General features: G+C 49.0%; 26 protein-coding genes. 1 reads left to right on the top strand and 25 read right to left on the bottom strand.

Going from position 1 to position 22250, the window contains the following annotated elements; translation table 11 throughout:
• Position 1: 1 nt before the first annotated feature.
• The 8 genes from aroC to DUW71_RS09505 all read right to left on the bottom strand — a co-directional run bounded on the left by aroC (position 2) and on the right by DUW71_RS09505 (position 6259).
• Complete coding sequence (gene aroC, locus DUW71_RS09540) at positions 2-1096, bottom strand: chorismate synthase (RefSeq protein WP_119395125.1); 1095 nt, start codon at positions 1094-1096, stop codon at positions 2-4.
• Positions 1097-1157: 61 nt separating this feature from the next.
• Positions 1158-2045: a 50S ribosomal protein L3 N(5)-glutamine methyltransferase gene (gene prmB, locus DUW71_RS09535; protein WP_199671193.1), complete on the bottom strand. Its 888-nt coding sequence runs from the start codon at positions 2043-2045 to the stop codon at positions 1158-1160.
• Positions 2046-2047: 2 nt separating this feature from the next.
• On the bottom strand, positions 2048-2863 hold the full coding sequence (locus DUW71_RS09530) for an alpha/beta fold hydrolase (RefSeq protein WP_119395024.1): 816 nt from the start codon (positions 2861-2863) through the stop codon (positions 2048-2050).
• On the bottom strand, positions 2860-3294 hold the full coding sequence (gene sixA, locus DUW71_RS09525; RefSeq protein ID WP_119395023.1) for a phosphohistidine phosphatase SixA: 435 nt from the start codon (positions 3292-3294) through the stop codon (positions 2860-2862). The genes DUW71_RS09530 and sixA overlap by 4 nt, the downstream gene beginning before the upstream one ends.
• Complete coding sequence (locus DUW71_RS09520) at positions 3287-3553, bottom strand: DUF4389 domain-containing protein (protein ID WP_119395022.1); 267 nt, start codon at positions 3551-3553, stop codon at positions 3287-3289. Before DUW71_RS09520 ends, sixA begins: the two co-directional genes overlap by 8 nt.
• Positions 3554-3561: 8 nt before the next feature.
• A complete protein-coding gene (locus tag DUW71_RS09515; protein WP_233546087.1) occupies positions 3562-4593 on the bottom strand; it encodes an NAD(P)H-dependent glycerol-3-phosphate dehydrogenase in 1032 nt (343 codons plus the stop codon).
• Positions 4586-5065: an STAS domain-containing protein gene (locus DUW71_RS09510; RefSeq protein WP_233546085.1), complete on the bottom strand. Its 480-nt coding sequence runs from the start codon at positions 5063-5065 to the stop codon at positions 4586-4588. Before DUW71_RS09510 ends, DUW71_RS09515 begins: the two co-directional genes overlap by 8 nt.
• A gap of 24 nt (positions 5066-5089) precedes the next feature.
• Positions 5090-6259, bottom strand: coding sequence for a PP2C family protein-serine/threonine phosphatase (locus DUW71_RS09505; protein WP_119395020.1), 1170 nt, complete (start codon positions 6257-6259; stop codon positions 5090-5092).
• Positions 6260-6437: 178 nt separating this feature from the next.
• On the opposite strand from DUW71_RS09505, the gene DUW71_RS09500 reads away from it, so the two are divergent.
• Positions 6438-6734 (top strand): PilZ domain-containing protein, encoded by a 297-nt coding sequence (locus DUW71_RS09500; protein ID WP_119395019.1) that lies wholly within the window; start codon positions 6438-6440, stop codon positions 6732-6734.
• A gap of 2 nt (positions 6735-6736) precedes the next feature.
• Here the strand turns inward: DUW71_RS09500 and DUW71_RS09495 are convergent, their stop codons facing one another.
• From DUW71_RS09495 to fliQ, 17 genes are all read right to left on the bottom strand, one after another.
• Positions 6737-7465: an MlaA family lipoprotein gene (locus DUW71_RS09495; protein WP_119395018.1), complete on the bottom strand. Its 729-nt coding sequence runs from the start codon at positions 7463-7465 to the stop codon at positions 6737-6739.
• A gap of 80 nt (positions 7466-7545) precedes the next feature.
• Positions 7546-7842 (bottom strand): hypothetical protein, encoded by a 297-nt coding sequence (locus DUW71_RS09490; protein WP_119395017.1) that lies wholly within the window; start codon positions 7840-7842, stop codon positions 7546-7548.
• Positions 7843-7928: 86 nt separating this feature from the next.
• Positions 7929-8408 (bottom strand): chemotaxis protein CheW, encoded by a 480-nt coding sequence (locus DUW71_RS09485; protein WP_119395016.1) that lies wholly within the window; start codon positions 8406-8408, stop codon positions 7929-7931.
• Between the two features lie 50 nt (positions 8409-8458).
• Entirely contained in the window at positions 8459-9217 is a 759-nt protein-coding gene (locus DUW71_RS17575; RefSeq protein WP_158583958.1) for a chemotaxis protein CheW, read from the bottom strand.
• Positions 9210-9470, bottom strand: coding sequence for a hypothetical protein (locus DUW71_RS09470; protein WP_119395014.1), 261 nt, complete (start codon positions 9468-9470; stop codon positions 9210-9212). The genes DUW71_RS17575 and DUW71_RS09470 overlap by 8 nt, the downstream gene beginning before the upstream one ends.
• Positions 9467-10240, bottom strand: coding sequence for a ParA family protein (locus DUW71_RS09465; RefSeq protein WP_119395013.1), 774 nt, complete (start codon positions 10238-10240; stop codon positions 9467-9469). The genes DUW71_RS09470 and DUW71_RS09465 overlap by 4 nt, the downstream gene beginning before the upstream one ends.
• A gap of 127 nt (positions 10241-10367) precedes the next feature.
• Positions 10368-11366 (bottom strand): protein-glutamate methylesterase/protein-glutamine glutaminase, encoded by a 999-nt coding sequence (locus tag DUW71_RS09460; protein WP_119395012.1) that lies wholly within the window; start codon positions 11364-11366, stop codon positions 10368-10370.
• Between the two features lie 9 nt (positions 11367-11375).
• Positions 11376-13700 (bottom strand): chemotaxis protein CheA, encoded by a 2325-nt coding sequence (locus tag DUW71_RS09455; RefSeq protein ID WP_119395011.1) that lies wholly within the window; start codon positions 13698-13700, stop codon positions 11376-11378.
• 10 nt (positions 13701-13710) lie between these two features.
• Complete coding sequence (locus DUW71_RS09450; RefSeq protein WP_119395010.1) at positions 13711-14508, bottom strand: protein phosphatase CheZ; 798 nt, start codon at positions 14506-14508, stop codon at positions 13711-13713.
• Between the two features lie 5 nt (positions 14509-14513).
• Positions 14514-14888 (bottom strand): chemotaxis response regulator CheY, encoded by a 375-nt coding sequence (locus DUW71_RS09445; RefSeq protein WP_456114888.1) that lies wholly within the window; start codon positions 14886-14888, stop codon positions 14514-14516.
• Between the two features lie 67 nt (positions 14889-14955).
• A complete protein-coding gene (locus tag DUW71_RS09440) occupies positions 14956-15687 on the bottom strand; it encodes an RNA polymerase sigma factor FliA (RefSeq protein WP_119395008.1) in 732 nt (243 codons plus the stop codon).
• A gap of 21 nt (positions 15688-15708) precedes the next feature.
• Positions 15709-16527, bottom strand: coding sequence for a MinD/ParA family protein (locus tag DUW71_RS09435; RefSeq protein ID WP_119395007.1), 819 nt, complete (start codon positions 16525-16527; stop codon positions 15709-15711).
• Between the two features lie 18 nt (positions 16528-16545).
• Positions 16546-17760, bottom strand: coding sequence for a flagellar biosynthesis protein FlhF (gene flhF, locus DUW71_RS09430; protein WP_119395006.1), 1215 nt, complete (start codon positions 17758-17760; stop codon positions 16546-16548).
• An 11-nt stretch (positions 17761-17771) separates the two neighbouring features.
• Positions 17772-19889 (bottom strand): flagellar biosynthesis protein FlhA, encoded by a 2118-nt coding sequence (gene flhA, locus DUW71_RS09425; protein WP_233546092.1) that lies wholly within the window; start codon positions 19887-19889, stop codon positions 17772-17774.
• A gap of 164 nt (positions 19890-20053) precedes the next feature.
• Entirely contained in the window at positions 20054-21193 is a 1140-nt protein-coding gene (flhB, locus tag DUW71_RS09420; RefSeq protein WP_119395004.1) for a flagellar biosynthesis protein FlhB, read from the bottom strand.
• Between the two features lies 1 nt (position 21194).
• On the bottom strand, positions 21195-21971 hold the full coding sequence (gene fliR, locus DUW71_RS09415; protein WP_119395003.1) for a flagellar biosynthetic protein FliR: 777 nt from the start codon (positions 21969-21971) through the stop codon (positions 21195-21197).
• Positions 21972-21973: 2 nt separating this feature from the next.
• On the bottom strand, positions 21974-22243 hold the full coding sequence (gene fliQ, locus DUW71_RS09410; RefSeq protein WP_119395002.1) for a flagellar biosynthesis protein FliQ: 270 nt from the start codon (positions 22241-22243) through the stop codon (positions 21974-21976).
• Positions 22244-22250 lie beyond the last annotated feature (7 nt).

Genomic DNA, 22250 nt, shown 5'->3' with positions numbered 1-22250 from the left:
ATTAGATTGCTCCTGGAATCTGCGGCAGGGGTGCAACTACATCGGCGTTTTGACCACGCTGACGCAGATAATGGTCCATAAGTGTAATGGCTAGCATGGCTTCGGCAATCGGCACGGCGCGAATACCAACACATGGATCGTGGCGACCTTTGGTGATTACCTCGTGCGCTGAGCCATCACGTTTAATTGTTTTGCCTGGAACCAGAATACTAGATGTTGGCTTAAGTGCAATGTGCGCAACAATATCCTGACCCGATGAAATACCGCCAACAATGCCACCGGCATGGTTAGACAAAAAGCCTTCAGGCGACATTTCATCACGATGTTCCGAGCCTTTTTGGGCAACACAGGCAAAGCCATCACCAATTTCAACGCCCTTCACTGCATTAATGCTCATCAATGAGTGCGCCACTTCAGCATCAAGACGGTCGAAAACAGGTTCGCCTAAACCCGGCATTACCCCAGTGGCGCAAACACTTACCTTTGCCCCCACTGAATCACCAGTTTTGCGCAAGGCCTTCATATAATCTTCCAGCTCAGCAACTTTTTCTGGTGCTGCGGTGAAGAATGGGTTCTCTTCAATCGCAGATTTGTCGGTAAAGGGCAGTTCAATCTCGCCAATTTGGCTCAACCAACCAAATACTTCGATCCCTTTACTAGCCAAAAACTTCTTCGCAATCGCGCCTGCTGCAACACGCATAGCAGTTTCACGCGCCGAAGAGCGGCCACCACCGCGATAATCACGCACACCATATTTGTGCTCGTAGGTGTAATCAGCATGCGCTGGGCGGTAAGTATCTTTTATCTCGCCATAGTCTTTTGAGCGCTGGTCGGTATTTTCAATAATTAAGCCAATCGAGGTGCCTGTGGTCTTGCCTTCAAACACGCCCGACATGATCTTAACTTCATCTGGCTCTTTACGCTGCGTGGTAAACTTGCTCTGCCCTGGTCGGCGGCGATCTAGGTCGCGCTGCAAGTCTGCCTCGGTTAGTTCAATCCCTGGTGGGCAACCATCAACAATGGCACCCAAGCCCAACCCATGGCTTTCGCCAAATGTTGTGACTGTAAATAATCTACCTATGCTATTACCCGACATAACCATACTTCCCAAATTCAACGCTGGCGGAGTATATCACTTCACCGGCGTCAAGTCTTGATTAGCAAAAATGTTGGCGAATGCTGTCAACGTCCAATAAAAACACGCCAAATCCACCGCGCTCAAACTCTAACCAAATAAAGGGCACGTCTGGGTGGGCCTGCTGCAGAGCGCCAGCGGAGTTACCCACTTCGCAAATTAAAATACCGCCGTCACTTAAGTAGTTCGGCGCTTGCTTTAAGATTTGGTTAGTCAAATCTAAGCCGGTATCGCCACTTTCAAGCGCTGCGGCAGGCTCATGTTTGAATTCTGCTGGTAAGTCTTGCATATCCTGCGCATCAACATACGGCGGATTGGCAATAATCAAATCGTACGTTTGTCCTGCTGGCAAACCAGCAAACAAGTCCGATTCATAGGCGGCAACTCGGTCGCCAAGGTGGTGGCGCTCAATGTTGCGTTGCGATAGCGCAACCGCCTTTGGATTTAACTCAGCAAGCGCCACCGCCGCTTCGGGAAAGGCCATGGCAGTCAAAATTCCCAAACAACCCGACCCTGAGCATAAATCTAATACTTGCTCTGGTGGCTGGGTTAACCAGGGTAAAAACTGGCTATCGATTAACTCGGCAATGGGCGAGCGAGGTACCAGCGTTGAATCGTCAATGAAAAACGGCACGTCGTAATACCAAGCTTCACCTAATAGATAGGCAACGGGCTTACGCTCGTTGACGCGCTGATCAATTAGATGGGCAAGACGCTGTTTTTCATCATTGGTTAACCTAGCGTCGAGCCAGAGCTCTGGTTGCTGCCACGAGAGCTTCAAGGCGCCAAATACCAAGAATCGTGCTTCGTCGATGGCGTTGTCGGTACCATGACCATAAAACAAGCCAGCATGCTCAAACTGCGTCACGGCGTATCTCAGCCAGTCGCGGATGGTTTCTAGATTTTGCATAGTTATTCGCTTAAGAACTGATTCATAACCCGTGCCACGTGGGCAACCTGGTCTACTTCAAGGTGACAGTGATGGCCACCTGGCACCCAGTCGATTTGTGCTTGTTTTGGCAACCAAGCTGTTCTGGCTGGCACATCTAAATACTCAGCCACCCAACCCGATTCGGCCAGTATCACTTGCAGTGGGCATTTTATTCTGGATAAGCAAGCTTGATAGTCGTCGTCGCGCAGGCGCACCGGCGAGCCAGCTTTCAGTGCGCCGTCAAAATGCCAGTACCAACGGCCATTCCGCTCGTAAGCTTGATGGCGCACGATATGCTCTGCCGCTTGATAACTCAGTGGTGTCATACCGCGCATGCGCACCTGAATCATGGTTTCGATGCTATCGTATGAACGCTGCTCGTTTACATCGTTGTTTAGGCGGCGCAGCCAGCTAATCAGTTCTGTCGAACCATATGGAGGCCCACCTAGGCTGTCGATTAACACGATACGGCGAAACTTTTCCGGCGCCGCCACAGCCAGTAGGGGTGCCACCATGCCTCCCATGGAGTGCGCAATCAGGTCTACCTGGCCGTCAAATGTCGATAACCAATGCAGTAGTGGCGGGATATACTCCCACAGATGATAAAAGCCGTGTTGGTGATGATCGCTTAAGCCATGGCCAGGCAAGTCAACAGCGATAACTTCGCGCCCAGCTAAGCGTGGTGCAAGCTCAATAAAGGAGGCACTATTATCAAGCCAGCCATGCAGCGCTAGTGTTGGTGTGCCTTGCCCCCATCGCTGCTGATGCAGCTTGCCAAATGGGGTATTAATCTTCATAACATGTCAACTAATGTCATACAGCCAGGCGCAATAATATCACCTTGCAGTTTGGCTACCCCAGCTGTGTGTAAAGCCAGATAGCGCTCGCCAGACAAACTGGCGGCCAGGTTACTAAATAGCGGATTATGGCCAATCAAAAGCAGGCTATTGGCTTGAAATCTAGACAGCTCATCGAGCAGCTGTTGCAAGCTAGCATCTGGTGTTAACCCTTGATGGGTCATTGCCGCCGGAAACTCTGGCTGCACACTCATAACACCGGCAAGTGTTTGCTGTGCACGTGTATATGGGCTGACCCAAATCTGCTCAGGGCGGACTAAACTCTGAGCTGCTAGCAACACACTCTCGCGCCCGGCATCGGTGAGCGCTCGTTGCGGGTCGGGGGTTGTCATGGCGGCCTCGCCATGGCGCATTATGGTAAGGTTAATCATCGCGCCAATCTCTAAACGGCCAAGGTTTCTCTTCCGAAACACTGGTTAGATAGGCAGTGGCAACGAGCATCCAATTGGCTAACCGGCGCCCCCACTTATTGAGCGCTTCATTGCCATCCCCTTTATTGGCCCACCTAAACACGTAGTTCACCACAGCAATGATGGCAATGGCCCAATTGGCTAAGCGCAACAGTAACCAAATGATCACCATATAAAGGATTCGGATTAACAGGAGTTCCTTTTGTTCCCGGGTCGTCATGGCTTACCTCAACGATGAGTCATAAATTCTACATCGGCCGCATCAGCGCCGATCATTAATCGATGCGCCAAGTGATCGACATCGGCACCTTCAAATAATATAGCATGCAGGCCTTGCACTAGGGGCATCTCGACGTCCATTTCGTTCGCTTTCTCAAAAACCATGTGTAGGGTGTTCACCCCTTCCGCCACTTCACCAAGCTGTTTCACTGCTTGTTTAAGGCTAAACCCCTGACCAATTGCCTGCCCAACCCGATAGTTACGTGACAGCGGCGAGGTACAGGTAACAATTAAATCACCCACACCCGCTAGGCCGAGGAAGGTTAGCGGGTCGGCACCTAGGCGCTCGGCAAAACGCGACATTTCCGCCAAACTGCGCGTCATAATCATAGCGCGCGTATTAGCGCCCATACCAAGCGATTCAGCCATACCAGAGACAATGGCGTAAATGTTTTTCAGCGCGCCTGCTAGCTCTACCCCATAAACATCGGGATTGGTGTACAAACGAAAACTGTCGGAGCGTAGGATATTTTGTAAGGCTTCGCGCAGCGGTCGTTGGCGCGATGCCACTACGGTAGCGCTTGGCGTACCTTGGGCGATTTCTTTGGCAAGGTTTGGCCCACTAATCACTGCTACGTCGCATTCCGGTAGCTCTTCATGCAACACCTCACTCATTAAGCGAAATGACTTAGGTTCAATCCCCTTAGTCAAGCTCACTGCCGCCAAACGTGTGTTGCCAATAATCGCGGCGACATCGCGCGCCACACTGCCAACCGCTTTACTCGGGACGGCAAACATGATGATGGAAGCACCTGCGACAGCCTCTTCAAGTGAGGTAGTTGCTTGTAGAGAATCGTTAAGGCGATACCTTGGCAGATAACGGCTGTTCATTTTTGCCGTGCGAATTTCTTCGCATTGCTCTTCGCTTCGCAACCACAACCGCACTTGGTGTCCATTATCGGCGGCGAGGTTTGCTATTACGGTGCCAAAACTACCACCACCTAATACGGCAATGGTTTGTCTTCGTTGATGATCAATCACTGCTATTTGCTTGCTCCAACGCAGCAACTAAATCTTTGAATTGCTGCGAATTTGATTCGTTTAGGTTCATTAAGACTTTGTGTGCTTCTAACACGCGAGCTTGCGTTTGCTCAGCACTACAGGGCTGTTCAGGCACTTCCGTTGGCAATGCTTCGGTGGCATCTGGCAGCTCAGTCAAAATGATAAAAATTTGGTCTTTAAATCCCATGGATACCAAAATTTTAGTGATATCTGGGTTCGTTGATACTATTGATGGTACTTCATCATAGCGAGCCTGAACCAACAGTGAAAGCTTGGCGAGCAGACCAAGCGTGGTACTGTCTATGCATTCGGCACTGCGCACATCCACTATTACGGACGAAAATTCAGGGTTCGCCAACATGCCATCAAAGCACTGCTCTAGCGATGATGATAGCGTTAAGCGAACGTCACCTGTGAGCCGCAGCACATAGGTACCCTGATGTTTTGCCATGAGAATTTTGCCTGGATTCATACGTTAATCCTGCCGGTTAATCATGAGCATCGTGATATCGTCGGGCAACTCGGCCTCTTCAGAAAAATCAAATCCATCGGCATATTGCCTAATGTCGTATTGATTGGTCTCGATCATATCTCTTAGCTGTTGTTCTTTTTGTTCTAGCTTATCGCCGGGCAATACTTCAAAGAGTCCGTCTGAGCAGGCAAAGACTGAAAAACCGCTTCGCCAACTGAGGTGATGAGTTTGCCAGTTACCTTCAGGCAAAATACCTAGTGCAAGGCCATCTGGCTCTAATGCGCGCACATTATCATCTACTCGCACTAATGGGAACGGATAATGGGCGGCATTGGCGTAGGAAATCTGTTGTGCTTCAAAATCAATCATCATCCAACACATGGTCGCGTGCTTGTCTAGGTTACTGCCCTTTAACTCTTTATTTATATGAGCGACCACGAGGCTTGGATTTAAAACGGTTTGCGACTGACCTGTCCGCCAACGTGTACGCAACCGCATCACTTCGTTTTTTATCAGCACCGTTGCCAGCGCCGACGATACTCCGTGCCCGGAGACATCAGCAATGAGCGCACAGGCCACATTAGGCGAAATTAAAAAATAATCGACGAAGTCGCCCGACAAATAGCTAGACGGATGAATCGTATGTTGGAACTTATAGCCATCCACCTGTAGGGGTTCAGCAGGCAGCATGCGTTGTTGTACATTTCTGCCCGCTTCTAAGTCTGATTGCAGAATTTCAATATGATGGCGCAGTCGTTTGTTGGTCTCTTCCAGCTCTTCCCGATACTTAGCGTTGTCTTGAACTAACTTCGTGCGCTCTAGCACTCGGCGAATAGAGTGTTCAAATAACTCAAGATCTACCAAGGGCTTGATAAAATAGTCTTGGGCACCTAGGCGCAGCGCGGCCACAACATCCGGCATTTCACCAGCGCCAGACACCACAATTGACGGAATAGACGAGCAGCTATTCTGCAGTGTGCGAATCAAATCCAAGCCATCCTCGCCTGGCATGCGCAAGTCAGTAATGATTAAGTCAACACTACTTTGCTCAACAACATTCAGGGCCTGGCGAACCGAGGGCACATGCATCACATGATAACCACAGTCGTCTAAAAAAGCCGATAACGAGTGGCGAACAGCATCATCATCATCGACTACGAGCAGCCTTTCCATTCAATGATCGCCTACTGAAAAATATAGAGCATAGTAAAGCAGGGTATTTGCAAAGATTCCATACTATGCTGAAACTGTTTAATACAGTGAACGCGATATTTGTTACAAAGTCTGCTTTGACCTTTATCGCCGACAGTGGGTAAATACGTTTATAACAAAAGCAACTAGGGAAACCACCATGACTGCTCCTGATCGCTATATTTCTGAGAAACGCGATTTCATTCGCATGACAGTAGAGTCGCCTGCCAAGATCATTTGGCAAGGCAAGCAGCTCGACGGCACCTGCATTGACTTGTCGGCTATTGGTGCAAAAGTGTTAACGAAGGAAACCATCCCGCTAGGCACCCAGGTGACCTTTGAAGTGCCGTCACAAATTGAACGCTTTAATTCGCTGATTGCCGATGCCGAAGTCACTCGCTGCGAGGTAGTGGGCGAGCAATACGAGATTGGCTTAAAAGTACTTGAAGTGAAATAACACTAAAAACCAAGCTCTTCAAAGTCTTCAAAGTCGCTGAAGGATTCAAGGTCGCTGGCGAACTCGTCCTCTACCTTACCATCAGCGATTTCGAAGGCTCTGTTTTCAAGATAGAAATCGCGCATCGCGACATACCGGTCTCCCGTTAGCAAGGCTTCTAACGTTAGTACATCTGCTCGACTATCAATGGCATCGACACCCGTGACCGCTAATGGCACATACCAAGCCGCATCAAGCGCGCCATAAGCATAAGGCAGAGGACTAAGTGCTGAGTCGGGAATACCTGCCAAACCATCCCGCAATGTTGATGGACCGAATAATGGCAATACGATATAGGGCCCGCTGCCGACTCCCCATACGGCAAGTGTTTGACCAAAATCTTCTGGCTTTTCACGCCAACCAATTTGATTGGCGGGATCAAAAAAGCCAGCCAGACCTATGGTAGAGTTAATGGCAAAGCGCCCTATCGATACACCAGATGCCGACGGTTTTGCTTGCAACAGGTTGTTGACCGCATTGCGTGGCTCACCTAGGTTTTCAAAGACATTGGTAATACCATCATCCACGACCTTCGGCGTAACTTGTTGATAGCCTACAGCAGCTGGCTTAAGCAGAATGCGATCAAAAAAGTCGTTGAATTGGTGAATTTTTCGATTGAAAGGTTCGAGTGGATCAGCTGCATAGCTTAGCGAAGCGGTGATAATACAAAGCGCTGAAATAACGACTCGCATGACGTACCCCTGTAAAAAATTGCCAATAAGTTAGCACAAGGGTACGACAGGCTCCATGAACAAGATGTTTCAGCTCGTGCCTAGTGCGGCATCGCGGTGCGCTTTAACGCTGCCATCATCTGCTGTTCTGCTTTGCCTAGATAAAAATCGTCTTCCTTAGCCGATACTTTAGATGGCTTCATCTGGCGCAGTTTTTTACCCATTCCCAGCGAAGTTGCTTGCACAGCCTTAACGTCACGATTAATTGATTGCAGCTGGCGTTCCACCTTAGACACCAGTAACAAGTACCGGCGCGCCAACCAAACCAGTGCAATGGCCAGTACGGCTACCGAAACAATCAATGACAACTCAATGACAGAAAGTGCGAAAGGAAACATATTGGCATACTCCGTTTTTTTTGACGCTTACCTGTCAAATTGCAGTTAGCATGCCAACTTTTTAACTTAAAACACCTAAAAAAGCGTCAAAGTTCTTGAATCTCTGCCCATTCTTCTTCGGTTAGCATCTTGTCGAGATCAACCAAAATGAGTAGTTCTTCGCCTTTATGCGATACGCCTTGAATAAACCTAGCGTTGTCGTCATTGCCAACATGCGGTGCCGACTCTATTTCTGACGCACGGAGGTATACAACTTCCGCCACGGCATCCACCATGATGCCGACCACTTGGTCTTCGGCTTCAATGATCACAATACGTGTATTATCTGTGACTTCTGTTGAAGGCAGACCGAATCGCTCACGGGTGTCAATAACGGTTACTACATTCCCACGAAGATTGATGATACCCAACACAAAATGCGGGGCACCTGGCACAGGGGCAATCTCGTTGTAGCGTAAAACTTCCCTAACCTGCATCACGTTGATGCCGTAGGTTTCATCTGCCAATCGGAATGTGACCCATTGCAATACTGGATCATCAGACCCTTTTGCAGCCTGTATGGTCATAACAGCCGCTCCATTGTTGTCAATGTTATCAAAAGCATAGCACTAAATTGCTAAATCAAATGGTTCTTACAAAGTGCCTGCACATCTATGAGTGCACACATTTGTTCTTTTACTGTGCCAGCCAGCCAACTTCTTGAAGTTCTCGCTGAACGCCACTTTACCTGATCAGCCGTTAAAGTAATTGAACCCACCACTTCATGACAGGCTAGCGCCCACTCAGAACCATAGAGGCTTACTAAGAACTCTAGCTTATCGGTGTCAGATTGCTTGTATTTTCCTTCCATCACCAACTTTGCGGTGTCTACTACGCGCAAACTGTTGTCGCCAGACATTGGGTACAGACCCATCAGCCAATCCGGCTGACCAAATAGCGACGTAAGCTCTTTGTCTAGTTTGTAGATGGTACCAAGGTGAATCATTGGCACGGCCAACACCAGTTCGCGCACTTTAAAGAGAATGCAGTCGAAACGATTTCCTAGCACTTCCGGTGTAGTAGACCAATCATGCTCCGGCTCATGGCTTGCGAGCAGCTCTGGCTCTGGCTCTGGCTCTGGTTCCGGTTCCGGTTCCGGTTCCGGTTCCGGTTCCGGTTCTGGTTCTGGTTCTGGTTCTGGTTCTGGTTCCGGTTCCGGTTCTGGTTCTGGTTCCGGTTCTGGCTCCGGTTCTGGTTCTGGTTCTGGCTCTGGTTCTGGCTCTGGCATCGCTTCCAACAAGTCTTCGTCTATCTCAGAGACATCTGCCAGCAGATCATCTAAATAATTAGTTAGCAGGGCTTGTGGCGCAGTTTTAGTCTTCTGCATATCAGCCATGATTCCCCCCCACACTCAGTAGCATCAGGCCGGCCGATACCATGGATTGCTTAGTTCTACTGACGGGTAGCCGGCTAAGTAGCAATAGCAGCAATAGCGCTTGAGATACCTTATCGCTCGAGTTTGCAGGCCTAACAACCTGCAACGCATGATCAACGGGTACAGACGGCTCACTAAAGAGCACCTTTGTCGCCGGTGCGTCGTCTAGCGTGTCACTTAACAGGCTGCCAATATACTCGTTAAGCTGTGTCATTTGGCGGCCTCAAGCATTGTTTTCAACAGTGAGTTATATGCAGAAGTCCCTCTACTTTCGGGGTATGCATCACTAATACACTTCCCCTCACGACTTGCATCCCGAAGCCTGGTATCAATAGGAATAGCCGAGTGCCAAATGTTGTCTGGGTACGTTTTACGCAACTCATTAAAGGCTTGTACTGAAGCACCTGTGCGGCGGTCAAACATGGTGGGTACAACTAAGTAAGGCAGTGCTTGCTTGCGAGATTGCATCACCATTTTCAGCGTGCTTACCATGCGCTCTAGACCTTTTATTGCCATAAACTCTGTCTGCACCGGCAATATAATTCGCTGGCATGCGGCCATGGCGTTTATTAGCAACACGCCAAGTAGTGGCGGCGTGTCAAGAATGACGTAGTCAAAGTCATCCCATAATTGCGCTAAGCTGCGGGACAGAACAAGCCCCATACCACCTTGGTTAGATATGTTGCGCTCGAGCGTTGCTAATGAGGTGGACGATGGAAAGATCGACAAGTTGTCTAATCCAGCTGGCTTCACTAGTTTTGCCGGCAAGTCGGCAGGAACTTGCCCTTTATGCATAAACAAGTCATACACCGATGGCGTGATGGTCTCGGGGTCATAGCGAAAGTAGCTAGTTAGCGACCCTTGCGGATCGAGGTCAACCAGCAACACACGCTTGCCTTTCTGTGCCAGCAGGCCGCCAAGGCTAACCACGGAAGAGGTTTTCCCAACGCCACCTTTTTGATTTGCCACCGCCCAAACACGCATCGCATTCGTCCTATATGGTTCTGTCAGATTCAATTACTTCTACCGCTGGAAAGCAGAAGTTATGCCAAGAGTATCGGCCAGAGGGAAAAATTCTTAAGCGCTTGCACTCGTTCAGTGCGAGCTAACACTAAAACAGCTGACTGATGCGTTTGGAAAAGTCATCCAGTTTGATCACTTCGTCACTATAACCAGCTTTCGCAACTGAGCTTGGCATACCATCTATCACGCAACTAGCCCCATCTTGAATCCAGACTGTGGCACCTTTGCCTTTGAGCAACCTTGCGCCTTCTGTCCCATCGCTACCCATGCCAGTTAACACAATGGCCAGTACATTGGCACCATAAACATTCGCAGCACTACCAAAGGTAATATCCACCGATGGTTTATAATTTAACCGCTCATCACCTTCGATAATTTTGATGCGATTCCTGCCACTGACCATCATCTGCTTACCACCTGGGGCGACATAAACCGTGTTGGGCTGCAAGCTGGTATCTGACTTGGCTTCCATGACTTTCAATGTGCATAGTTGATCAAGTCGCTCGGAAAACGGCCCAGTAAAAGAGGCTGGCATGTGTTGAATAACAAGAATTGGGGCTAAGATGTTCGCCTGAATTTTACTAAGTACACGCTGCAAAGCCACCGGCCCACCTGTTGATGTGCCTATGGTAATTAAATCTGGGCGTTTTGTTGGCCGCTTTGCCGGTGCCCTTGTGTGTGTAATCGTGCTCTTAGGCCGTGCAACTGCCAATATTTTGTCACACAGGGTGCGCTTAATTTCCGCCGACCCCCGCATTTCTTCGCGAAACTTGGGTAGGAAATCCACGGCACCGGCATCGAGTGCATCGAGTGTCACGCGAGCCCCGGTTACCGTGAGGCTAGAGAACATGAGAATCGGCACGGGCGAGCGACGCATAATTTCTTTGACTGCCGTGATGCCATCCATAATTGGCATTTCGTAGTCCATGGTGACGACATCAGGCTTCAGCTTTTCAACTTGTGTAATAGCGTCACGTCCATTCGACGCTGTGCCCACCACACTAAGCTGCGGGTGGCTATTAATGATGGCGACTATTTGTGAAACGAAAAAGCTTGAATCGTCCACCACCAGCACTTTAATTGGCATATTTACTTCCTAACTGTAGCGCTTAATCATACTTGGCACATCTATGATGAGCGCAATACGACCATCACCAGTAATGGTAGCACCAGCCATACCTTCGGTTCCCTGCAACATTTTGCCGAGTGGTTTAATCACTACCTCTTCTTGACCAACCAACTGGTCGACCACAAAACCCACTCTAGACGTGCCAACGGATACCACCACAACATGAGCGCCATCACGTGGCTCTTCAAATTCACAGCCTTTTACTAGCCAACGACGCAAGTGATATAGCGGAAGCGTTTTTCCTCGCACGACAATCACTTCCCGGCCATCTACTACATTGGTCTTCGACAAATCTAAGTTGAAGATTTCATTGACATTCACCAGTGGTAAGGCGAATGCCTGATCTTCCAACATCACCATCAGCGTTGGCATAATGGCCAGTGTGAGCGGCACTTTCACTGTGATGGTAGTGCCTTCACCGACCTTAGATTGAATATCAATAACGCCGTTAAGTTGTGAAATCTTTGTTTTCACAACATCCATGCCCACGCCGCGGCCGGATACATCTGAGATTTCTTTTTTAGTGGAGAAACCAGGTGCGAATATTAAGTTGAAGCACTCTGTTTCCGACAAGCGATCAGCGCTTTCTCTGTCATAAAGCCCACGTTCAACAGCCAATGCACGAAGTTTTTCTGGGTCCATGCCAGCGCCATCGTCTTTGATGGCCAGCAAAATATGATCACCTTCTTGCTCGGCGGATAGGATCACCTTACCGGTGCGGGGTTTGCCGGCTGACTCTCGAACATCTGGGGCTTCGATACCATGATCAACGGAGTTGCGTACCAAGTGCACCAATGGGTCAGATAGTGCCTCGACCAAGTTTTTGTCTAGGTCTGTCTCTTCACCAATGAGTTCAAGGTTAATTTCTTTCTTAAGGTTACGTGCCAGATCACGAACCACCCGAGGGAAGCGGCCAAATACCTTTTTAATTGGCTGCATTCGAGTTTTCATTACCGAGTTTTGCAAATCGGTTGTCGTAATATCTAGGTTATTAACTGCCTTGCCTAGCTCTTCATCATCGCTAGCGGCACCAATTCGTACTAGCCGGTTGCGCACTAGCACAAGCTCGCCAACCATGTTCATAATATCGTCGAGTCGCTGGGTATCAACACGAACCGTGGTATCGCCAACCGCTTTAGGTTTAGTGGCTTCTTTTTTGGCAGCCTCAACTTTTGGCTCTACTTTTGCTGCTGGTTCGACCGCGGCTTGAGGCGCTGGCTTGGGTTCGGGTTTTGCAGCAGGCTTAGCTACAGGCTTGGTTTCTGGTTTAGCTGCTGGTTTAGCTTCTGGCTTAGGCGCCGGCTTCTTCGGCTCACTCGCGGCTGGCTCGCTCGGCGTAACAACTTCAGGCTCAGCACCGGCGCCATTATTATCACTATCAGCTACCGCTATGCCACCATCAAACTTACCCGCACCGTGTAGCTGGTCAAGCAGGGCTTCAAATTCATCATCGGTAATTTCATCGGAGTCACTTTCTGCTTGCGAATCTGGCGCAGCTGGTTCATCTTGCTGCTCACCTAGTGCGTCGTCTGACTCTTTTGACCCACCAGGGTTAAAGCTTCCTTTACCATGAAGTTGGTCAAGTAACGCTTCAAACTCATCTTCGGTTATCTCATCTGATTCCGCTGCCGGTTCATCATCTGCTTCACCAAACAAATCATCGTCTTCAACTGATTGACTGGCCTCGCTGCCCTCTTCTTCGCCGCCAAGTGCATCTAACAATTGTTCAAACTCTTGATCGGTGATGTCATCACTGTTTGTATCACCAGAAGACTCTGCTGCTTCAGCGACGATCTCCTCATCGCTCGCGGCGTCATCGGTTTCTTCGACAACTTCTTCTTGCGCAGTTTGCTCATCAACAGGGGCACCAGTTGCCAGCCAAGGTGGCACTTCGCCGTCTTTGAATGGTTTGGTGTAGAACTCAAGCTGCTCAATGAGCTCTTGATCTGCCGACGGTGGCATTTCGCCACCTTGAACGGCTGCAAACATTTCATTGACCGCATCTAAGGCTCGCAACACAACGTCCATCAAGTCGGCATCGACCTGCCTTTGGCCATTGCGAAGCGTGTCAAAAACGTTCTCTGCCGCATGACAACAGTCTACAAGCGGATTCAATTGAAGAAACCCTGCCCCCCCTTTAACGGTATGAAACCCCCTAAAGATGGCGTTCAATAGATCTTTGTCCTGTGAATTCTGCTCAAGGTCAACGAGCTGCTCAGAGAGCTGCTCCAGAATTTCACCGGCCTCAATCAAAAAGTCTTGTAAGATTTCTTCATCGGCATCGAAGCTCATTGCACGCTCCCTAGAAGCCTAAACTGGATAATAAATCGTCGACATCATCTTGACTGCTAACTACGTCAGGTGCTTCAGCATCTATTTGAGGCCCATGACCTTTGTTAGGGTCGACTTCCGCTTTTTTGGTGGTGGCGCTCGGTTCTTTATCATGTTCGATACCGGCCAGGGTATCGACCGACGAGGCCATCTTCACCAATCTAACCAAGCTTGTCTCGAGCTCGCTTACAAGGCTCATTACTCGCTGAATCACTTGCCCCGTTAAGTCCTGAAAATCTTGTGCCACCATGATGTCACTTAAATTCCCGTACAACTGCGTTGAACTGTTCGACAAAGCACCCAGAAACTCACCCATTTCTCTATATAAAGTACGAAACTCGGCGGGTGTCATGTTTCGCTGCCCAAGACGCTCCCACTTCGTGTGTAGCGTTTCAGCGTCCTGTTTTAACTTATCGGCCACTGGCATACTTTCTTCAACCAAATCCATGGTTTTATTCGCAGCCCGCTCGGTCATCTTCACAACGTGTTCTAAACGATCGGTTGCGTCGGCCATTTCGGAAAGCTTGTCAAGCTCATCAACAGGCCCTAGCGGCTCTAGGTTTAAATCTTTGATCGATTCATGCAGGGTACGAGTTAGGCGCCCAATCTCGATATAGATAGATTGATCCCTGGCTTCTTGCAGCTCTTGTATGACACGAACGGCAGAGTGCAAAGCGCCTTCAGCAAGGTACTGTTGAAGGTCTGAACTTTTATCCTGCAGCATCTGTGTGAACTGATCCGCATCGACCGCAGCCTTATTCGAGCTCATAGCGATCACCCATCGATTCGTTCAAATATTTTCTCAATTTTTTCTTTAAGTGCTGCAGCCGTAAACGGTTTCACCACGTAACCGTTCACACCTGCTTGCGCAGCGGCAACGATCTGGTCACGCTTTGCTTCGGCAGTAACCATAAGCACGGGAAGATTTTTGAGTCGATCATCGGCGCGAACCTTCTGCAAGAGCTCGATACCTGTCATTCCTGGCATATTCCAATCGGTTACCAAAAAATCAAAGTCGCCGCTTTGCAGCATCGGCCAGGCAGTATTGCCATCATCGGCTTCTTGGGTATTGGTAAAGCCAAGATCGCGTAATAGGTTCTTGATGATCCTTCTCATAGTGGAAAAATCGTCCACAACAAGAATTTTCATATTTTTGTCCAAGGTGACCTCCTTAATATGGCCTTATCGCCCATAACTTCATAGTAGTTCAATATTTCTAATTAGCTTGCCAATCCGCTAGTTTCGCTCGCAAGCGGCTAGCAGCCTGGCTGTGTATCTGACTAACGCGCGACTCTGAAACACCCAGAACCGCACCAATTTCTTTTAAATTTAACTCTTCGTCGTAATATAAAGATAAGACTAGTTGCTCTCGTTCTGGCAAGGTTTTTATTGCTTCTACCAGATTGTCATGCAAGCGACCTTGTTCAACACCACGTGAAGGAGAGAGCGTTGCTGGCGTGGCATTGTCTATTTCGGGCACGACGACATCTTGGCCATTCTCTTCGAGTAACTCATCAAGACTGAACAATCGTGCGCCTTTGCTGTCTTGCAAAAACGCATGGTATTCATCTAGCGACAGCGATAACGCTTGCGCAACCTCGTTGTCGGTGGGTTGACGGCCATGCTCAATTTCTAGCTGACGTATTGCTTCACTGACTCGTCTAGCATTGCGATGCACTGAGCGGGGAATCCAATCTCCGCGGCGAACCTCATCTAACATGGCACCACGAATACGAATACCGGCAAAAGTAGAAAATGCTGCACCCTTGCTGTGGTCAAAATTGCGCGCTGCCTCTAGCAAACCAACCATGCCTGCTTGAATCAAGTCATCCAGCTGCACGGTATCTGGAAGCCTTGCCATCAAATGATGTGCAATGCGCTTCACTAAGCCAGCATGCTCTTCTACAAGAGTTTGCAAGTTGTTTGTCGTTCCGAGGGCAGTATACATCCGCTTGCCTCTCCTAATTATTTAGCCGACCGCTCCAACTAAGCGCTCAACAAAGAACTCCATATGACCACGAGGACCATTGGGAATTGGTAACATCATCATACGATCAGCAACCTGGCGATAAGCCTCGGCTGCTTTGCTATCTGGATATGCTTGCACAACAGGCTTTTGACGTTGCACTGAACGGCGCACAGCTTCGTCCTGCGGCACCGATCCAATATATTGCAGCGACACATCCAAAAACCGCTCTGTTACGCTCACTAACTTGTTGTATAGATTACGACCTTCATTTGGCGTGCGAACCATGTTAGCGAGCACATGAAATCTATCTAGGCGTGCATCTCTATTGAGTAGTTTAATGAGCGCATAGGCGTCAGTAACCGAGGTTGGCTCATCACAAACAACCATGACAACCTCTTGTGCGGCTTGCACAAAGCTAGTGACGTTGTGCGAGATACCAGCGGCGGTGTCTACGATTAGGGTATCAAAGTCATCCCCTACTTCACTGAACGCGTGCACAATCCCTGCATGCTCAACAGCACCCATATTGGCAAGCTTCGCCGTTCCAGACGAGGCGGGAATAATTTTGATGCCGGCTGGGCCCTCTACCAGTACGTCGCGCAGTGAACAAATACCATCTAACACATCGGCAATGGTGTGCTTAGCTGTTAAGCCAAGCAATATATCGATATTTGCCAAGCCAAGGTCGCCATCAAACACCAACACTCGGCGCCCTTTTTGTGCCATCGAAACGGCTGTATTGACCGCCACATTGCTCTTACCCACGCCACCCTTGCCACCGGTTACAGCGATCACTTGAACTGGGTTCAGTCTCGTCATTAAAATCTCCTTCCGTACTTAGGCTGCTCGATGAGCGCTGCGCCGGTCTAGTTTTTGTTTGGCTTTTAACAGCATTTGCTCACTTGCCAACCAATGCAAATCATCTGGGATGTTACTGCCGTCAGCCCACCCATGAATCATTAACCTCTGAGCGAGCAACCATTCAACAATGCTGCCAACCGCAGGGTTTTCGTCTAACTTAGTAATCACAACCCCATCGGCGTTGCCAATCAGTTTAGATGACTGTTGGTATTGATGAGATAAAACTGATGTTTGATGACTCGCTGGTACCGTAAGTAGTTGCTTTACGGGCTGGCGTAAGTCGGCCACTTGCTCTCTTACAAAGCGCATACCATCGCGACAACCACTTGTGTCGATTAATACCAAGCGCTTTTTGGCGAAGGTTTTTAGCCATTGCTGCAATGGCTGCTGCGGTGTTGCCGAGGCAAAGCTCACCCCTAGAATTTTGGCAATTGTGCGCAAACTTTCTTGCGCACCAATACGAAAATGATCGGCTGAAATTATGGCGACATGTTCAGCGCCATGCTTCACCACAAACTGCGTTGCGAGTTTTGCTAGCGTTGTGGTTTTGCCTGCCCCCGTTGCACCAGTAAACAGTACCGCCCCTTTGAAAAACTGATCCGCTGATCCTGGCGTCATAATTGCTGAGATTTGCTTGAGTGCTGCTGGCCAGCTTTGTGAGGGTGCCACTTTTTTGACAAACTCATCGCTAAACCCTAACTGCGATAACGCCGGATGGTTGATTGCCTTTTCATCTGAGCTAGTCACCGTAGTGCTCAATGAAGCGCCTCGCTGATTTTGTACAGGGGTAGGCTCAGGGGACTGCTTCATTAGCATTGCTTTTAACGCGTCTAACTCGGCTTTCACCTGTGCCAAATCATCACCCGCAGGGGATTGCACTGGCGCTTTAACTTGTTCTTGGGCATGCAACGTATCCGCCTGCGGTGCTGCTTGCGGTGCATTAGCACGTCGCTTTACTTTTAAACTATCCAGCCAACTGGTGAGTGCTTGGCGGTCGCCGTTGTCTTGCAACGCCTGCTCTGGCTGAGTGCTGGGCGCCTCTGGCAGGGATTCTGCGTCTAAGGCCGCTAAAATCTCAACACCGCCTTCAACACGACGATTCGACAAAATAACAGCATCGTCGCCGAGTTCAGCAGCTACTAGACGCAACCCTTGCGTCATTGTCGGGGCATGAAATTTTTTTATACTCATCGCTCACCTGCCTATGATGGTGCGCCACCACCAATCGATGCCACAACTGAAATCTGTTTATTATCTGGCACCTCTTGGTATGAGAGGACTGCCAATGTACTGACTACAGGCCTTAAATACTTCGCCATCATCAATCGTATGGCTGGCGACACTAGGAGAACACAAGGTTTACCTTCCGCATCAAGTCGCTGACAGGTTTCAACGACTGATTGTTGAATTTGCTCTGCCAACTGCGGCTCAATCATCAAAGTGTCAGAAAAACCATCTTTTTGCGCCTGTTGAGCAGTTCGAAGCAATAACTGTTCCAACTCTCTATCAAAAGTCATCACTGGAATTTCATCGGCTGCACCAACGATGTTTTGCACGATCATTCTCTTCAGCCCTGCTCGAACCGCTTGCGTCAGCGTGCCAATATCAGTGGATGGTGGCTGAATGCTGGTAATGGCTTCAGCAATCGAGCGCATATCTTTTAGTGACACATTTTCTAGCAATAGGTTTTGCAGCACTTTCAGCAACTGGCTGACGCTTAGGGTATCTGGCACTAGCGATTCGGCGAGTTTTTGATGATGTTTGCCTAATTGGTCGACCAAGGCTTGCACTTCATCATGACCAATGAGCTCAGCAGCATGGCTGAGTAGAATTTGGTTTAGGTGCGTGGCAACAACCGTCGCCGAGTCAACGACGGTATAACCGAGCGACTGAGCTTGATCTTTTTGACTGGTTTCAATCCAAATGGCATCTAACTTGAAGGCTGGATCTTGCGTTTTTATGCCTTCTAAAGTGCCAAAAACCTGACCTGGGTTGATCGCTAGGTCGCGATCTGGGTGAATTTCGGCCTCGGCAATGGTCACACCCATCAGCGTGATCCGGTAGCTGCTTGGCATTAAGTCTAGGTTGTCGCGAATATGGATAGACGGCATCAAAAATCCTAACTCTTGCGATAGTTTCTTGCGCACCCCTTTTATCCGAGCTAGCAATTGACCACCTTGCGAGCGATCTACTAACGGAATCAACCGATAACCAACCTCAAGCCCAACCGTGTCAACGGGCTGCACATCTTCCCAACTTAGCTCGCGATTGTCCTCACTTTCCACTCCCGAAATGGGCGATGGTGCACCTGAAGGCGCCGATGGCGCACCAGACTTAGCGCCACCACCTCCGCTTGGCGTAGGACCACCAGCAAGCGCCGCTTCCGGTTGATTGCGCTTATAAATCAACCAAGATAAGGCAAACATGATTGCCGCCAATGACAAAAAGACAAAGTGAGGCATGCCTGGAATACTGCCCAGAATCGTTAGCACGATACCGGCAATGATGAGTGCTTTTGGCGTGGCAAACATTTGTGATACAACTTGATCACCAATCTCTTGGTCGGATGAGTTGCGCGTGACCATGATAGCTGCCGCTACCGAGAGTAACAGTGACGGAACCTGCGCAACCAAGCCATCACCAATGGTTAACAACGCATAGCGCTCCATCGCCAAACCAAAGCTTAACTGGTGCTGCACCATGCCGATGGCAACCCCACCAACGATGTTAATCAAAAGAATCAAAATACCCGCGACAGCATCACCGCGCACAAACTTTGACGCACCGTCCATAGAGCCATAAAAATCTGCCTCCTGGGTCACTTCTGCCCGCCGCTCTTTGGCTGTATCGGCATCGATCAAACCGGCATTTAAGTCGGCATCAATGGCCATTTGTTTACCTGGCATGGCATCTAGGGTGAAACGCGCACTCACCTCCGACACACGGCCCGCACCTTTTGTGATTACCACGAAGTTGATAATCATCAAGATTGCAAACACCACTAAACCAACGGCGTAGTTGCCACCAATTAACACTTCACCAAAGGATGCAATCACGGTACCGGCCGCATCGCCGCCTTCGTGTCCGTACAATAACACTACCCGAGTTGAGGCCACGTTTAGTGCCAAGCGCAATAAAGTCGCCACCAGCAAGATTGATGGAAAAACGGCGAAATCGAGTGGCCGCATCACATAAATGGATACCAGCAGAACAATGATGGCTAAAGCGATATTGAAGGTGAACAAGGTATCGAGCAAAAAAGGTGGTACAGGCAGTGTCATCAAGCCTAGCAACACCATAATCAACAATGGCACAGCCATATGCTTTGATGCCAAACCGCGCGCACTTCGACCTGCGTCTAAAGCAACTTGCTTAGGAGACTGACCGGCGAGGCTTTTAAGTGGGTTGTATTTGCTGATATCCATAGACAGATTCTTGACACACAGATTGACTCAATAGGCAATCTGCAAAAACCTGTCCAACTTTATGGATCAAATTTTAAATCATCAGGAATATCAAACTTGTTCGGTTTTCTCGGGCGTTCGCCTTGCTGCTGGCGCCGGTATTGTCGAAGTTGCCATACATAGGCTAGCACCTGTGCCACGGCCAAAAACAGCCCTTCAGGAATTGGGGCATCTACTTTCGCAAACTGGAATAGTGAGCGGGCCAAAGGTGGCGCTTGCACAATAGGCACCTCATGCGCTTTGGCAATTTCACGAATTTTGAGGGCAATTTCATCACCCCCTTTGGCCACGACCACCGGCGCATCCATGCTCGCTTGATCATACTTCAATGCCACTGAGAAGTGCTCTGGGTTGGTGATGACAACATCGGCATTGGGTACCGCATCCATCATTCGCCGTTGGCTCATCTCACGCTGGAGTTGGCGAATACGACCTTTGACTTCTGGTTTACCTTCTGTGTTTTTGTATTCATCTTTGACTTCTTGCTTGGTCATGCGAAGTTTTTTCTTATGACTGTGCGCTTGCCAAGGCACATCAATCACAGCAATGAGCGCCGTTGCCAAAGCTAATATAAACAGAGGGATCAACAATAGCTCGATGGCGCCTTTCATTTCAGCCATTACATCCGACATGCCCAAGGCATTAAAATGGCGCTGGTAGTACCACAATAAATAAACGCCAGAACCACCTATTAACAACACCTTTAACCAGCTTTTTCCCAGCTCAACGAGGGAGTTAAGTGAGAACATGCGCTTTAAGCCTTGCAGTGGCGACAGCCGGTTAAACTTTGGCGCAATGGCTTTAGTGCTAAAAGACACCCCACCCATGCCTGCGCCACCAATGATGCCAGCAATCATCATAATGATCAGTAAAGGCGCCGTTTTTAATGTTGCTTCATAAACACTTAGCCGAAGTTCGGCAGACATACGACTGGTGTCTTCAATATACGCGCGATCAAATTCGAAGGTATGGTTGGTTATCATCACAATAGCTTCAACTAACCAACCGCCTAACGCATACATGGTCGCGACACTGATGATGAGCAGCACCGCTGTGCCTAACTCGCGTGACCTAGCAACGTTGCCCTCTTCTTTCGCCTTATTGAGTTTGCGCTCGGAGGGCTCTTCGGATTTTTCCTGGCCGTCTTCAGATTCCGCCATGTCATCCCCCTTGCATTACATTTTGCATGAGTGACAGCACCTCGGTTAGGCGCAGCTGAAAATGCGGGATAATGTTGCCAATGGTGATCCAAGCAACAAAGATTCCTAGCACCATGGTAATTGGAAAGCCCAATGAGAAAATATTGAGCTGCGGAGCTGACCGGGTCATCACCCCAAAGATTAGGTTAACCAGCAACAAAGCCGTCACCGCTGGCAAAGCAAGTTTGAGACCGGCAGTAAACAACCAGCTACCTAGCAAGGCAACCAAAGGGAAATCTAGGTTTAAGGCGGCATCACCAGTTATTGGGAGCATTTCAAAACTCAGTACGAGTACTTCAATGCTCGCCAGATGCCCACCTAATGCTAGGAAAAGTAAAGTGATCATCAGCTGATACCATTGCGCTAGAAGCGACACCGACACACCATTTGCCGGGTCCATCATTGAAGCAAAGCCAAGGCCCATTTGCATGGATATAATCTGCCCTGCCACAACAAACACTTGCATTAATAACGACAATACAAAGCCTAAAGCAATGCCAATGAGTATTTGCACAATTACCACTAGGAACACTTCCAAAGACAGCGCAGGTATAGGTGGCAAATCGTCAAGCAAGGGCATAACAACAATGGTTAACAAACCGGCAAAGCCAATGCGAATTCTTGCGCTAACAGTTCTAGCACCGAGCACTGGTGCAACTGACAAGAACCCAGCAATGCGAAACATTGGCCATAAAAACTGCCCAACCCAGATACCAATATCTGCATCAGTGACTTGCATACTTAGCCTATATAATTGTTTAAGTTAAATAGGATAAGCTGGGTATAGTCTACTAGCCGAGTCACTAAGTAGGGCCCTGCCACAATAATGACTAATATGGTTACCAACAGGCGAGGCAGAAACGATAGGGTTTGCTCGTTAATCTGTGTGGCAGCTTGAAAGGTTGATACCACAAGGCCAACAATTAGGCTTGGTACAATTAAAATGACAACCGACAAGAAAATCAGCCAGAGCCCTTCGCGAAATAAGTCGGCAATAAATGCTTCGTTCATTTGGCCT

This window comes from Salinibius halmophilus, from assembly GCF_003577475.1.
Lineage (GTDB): Bacteria > Pseudomonadota > Gammaproteobacteria > Pseudomonadales > Natronospirillaceae > Salinibius > Salinibius halmophilus.
This window is presented reverse-complemented; position numbering and strand designations above follow the sequence as displayed.

Excerpts from the sequence above, each read along its gene's own strand:
- aroC (WP_119395125.1), bottom strand. The coding sequence starts at position 1,096 with ATGTCGGGTAATAGCATAGGTAGATTATTTACAGTCACAACATTTGGC.
- prmB (WP_199671193.1), bottom strand. The coding sequence starts at position 2,045 with ATGCAAAATCTAGAAACCATCCGCGACTGGCTGAGATACGCCGTGACG.
- DUW71_RS09530 (WP_119395024.1), bottom strand. The coding sequence starts at position 2,863 with ATGAAGATTAATACCCCATTTGGCAAGCTGCATCAGCAGCGATGGGGG.
- sixA (WP_119395023.1), bottom strand. The coding sequence starts at position 3,294 with ATGATTAACCTTACCATAATGCGCCATGGCGAGGCCGCCATGACAACC.
- DUW71_RS09520 (WP_119395022.1), bottom strand. The coding sequence starts at position 3,553 with ATGACGACCCGGGAACAAAAGGAACTCCTGTTAATCCGAATCCTTTAT.
- DUW71_RS09510 (WP_233546085.1), bottom strand. The coding sequence starts at position 5,065 with ATGGCAAAACATCAGGGTACCTATGTGCTGCGGCTCACAGGTGACGTT.
- DUW71_RS09505 (WP_119395020.1), bottom strand. The coding sequence starts at position 6,259 with ATGGAAAGGCTGCTCGTAGTCGATGATGATGATGCTGTTCGCCACTCG.
- DUW71_RS09500 (WP_119395019.1), top strand. The coding sequence starts at position 6,438 with ATGACTGCTCCTGATCGCTATATTTCTGAGAAACGCGATTTCATTCGC.
- DUW71_RS09495 (WP_119395018.1), bottom strand. The coding sequence starts at position 7,465 with ATGCGAGTCGTTATTTCAGCGCTTTGTATTATCACCGCTTCGCTAAGC.
- DUW71_RS09490 (WP_119395017.1), bottom strand. The coding sequence starts at position 7,842 with ATGTTTCCTTTCGCACTTTCTGTCATTGAGTTGTCATTGATTGTTTCG.
- DUW71_RS09485 (WP_119395016.1), bottom strand. The coding sequence starts at position 8,408 with ATGACCATACAGGCTGCAAAAGGGTCTGATGATCCAGTATTGCAATGG.
- DUW71_RS17575 (WP_158583958.1), bottom strand. The coding sequence starts at position 9,217 with ATGGCTGATATGCAGAAGACTAAAACTGCGCCACAAGCCCTGCTAACT.
- DUW71_RS09470 (WP_119395014.1), bottom strand. The coding sequence starts at position 9,470 with ATGACACAGCTTAACGAGTATATTGGCAGCCTGTTAAGTGACACGCTA.
- DUW71_RS09465 (WP_119395013.1), bottom strand. The coding sequence starts at position 10,240 with ATGCGTGTTTGGGCGGTGGCAAATCAAAAAGGTGGCGTTGGGAAAACC.
- DUW71_RS09460 (WP_119395012.1), bottom strand. The coding sequence starts at position 11,366 with ATGCCAATTAAAGTGCTGGTGGTGGACGATTCAAGCTTTTTCGTTTCA.
- DUW71_RS09455 (WP_119395011.1), bottom strand. The coding sequence starts at position 13,700 with ATGAGCTTCGATGCCGATGAAGAAATCTTACAAGACTTTTTGATTGAG.
- DUW71_RS09450 (WP_119395010.1), bottom strand. The coding sequence starts at position 14,508 with ATGAGCTCGAATAAGGCTGCGGTCGATGCGGATCAGTTCACACAGATG.
- DUW71_RS09445 (WP_456114888.1), bottom strand. The coding sequence starts at position 14,888 with ATGAAAATTCTTGTTGTGGACGATTTTTCCACTATGAGAAGGATCATC.
- DUW71_RS09440 (WP_119395008.1), bottom strand. The coding sequence starts at position 15,687 with ATGTATACTGCCCTCGGAACGACAAACAACTTGCAAACTCTTGTAGAA.
- DUW71_RS09435 (WP_119395007.1), bottom strand. The coding sequence starts at position 16,527 with ATGACGAGACTGAACCCAGTTCAAGTGATCGCTGTAACCGGTGGCAAG.
- flhF (WP_119395006.1), bottom strand. The coding sequence starts at position 17,760 with ATGAGTATAAAAAAATTTCATGCCCCGACAATGACGCAAGGGTTGCGT.
- flhA (WP_233546092.1), bottom strand. The coding sequence starts at position 19,889 with ATGGCTGTGCCATTGTTGATTATGGTGTTGCTAGGCTTGATGACACTG.
- flhB (WP_119395004.1), bottom strand. The coding sequence starts at position 21,193 with ATGGCGGAATCTGAAGACGGCCAGGAAAAATCCGAAGAGCCCTCCGAG.
- fliR (WP_119395003.1), bottom strand. The coding sequence starts at position 21,971 with ATGCAAGTCACTGATGCAGATATTGGTATCTGGGTTGGGCAGTTTTTA.
- fliQ (WP_119395002.1), bottom strand. The coding sequence starts at position 22,243 with ATGAACGAAGCATTTATTGCCGACTTATTTCGCGAAGGGCTCTGGCTG.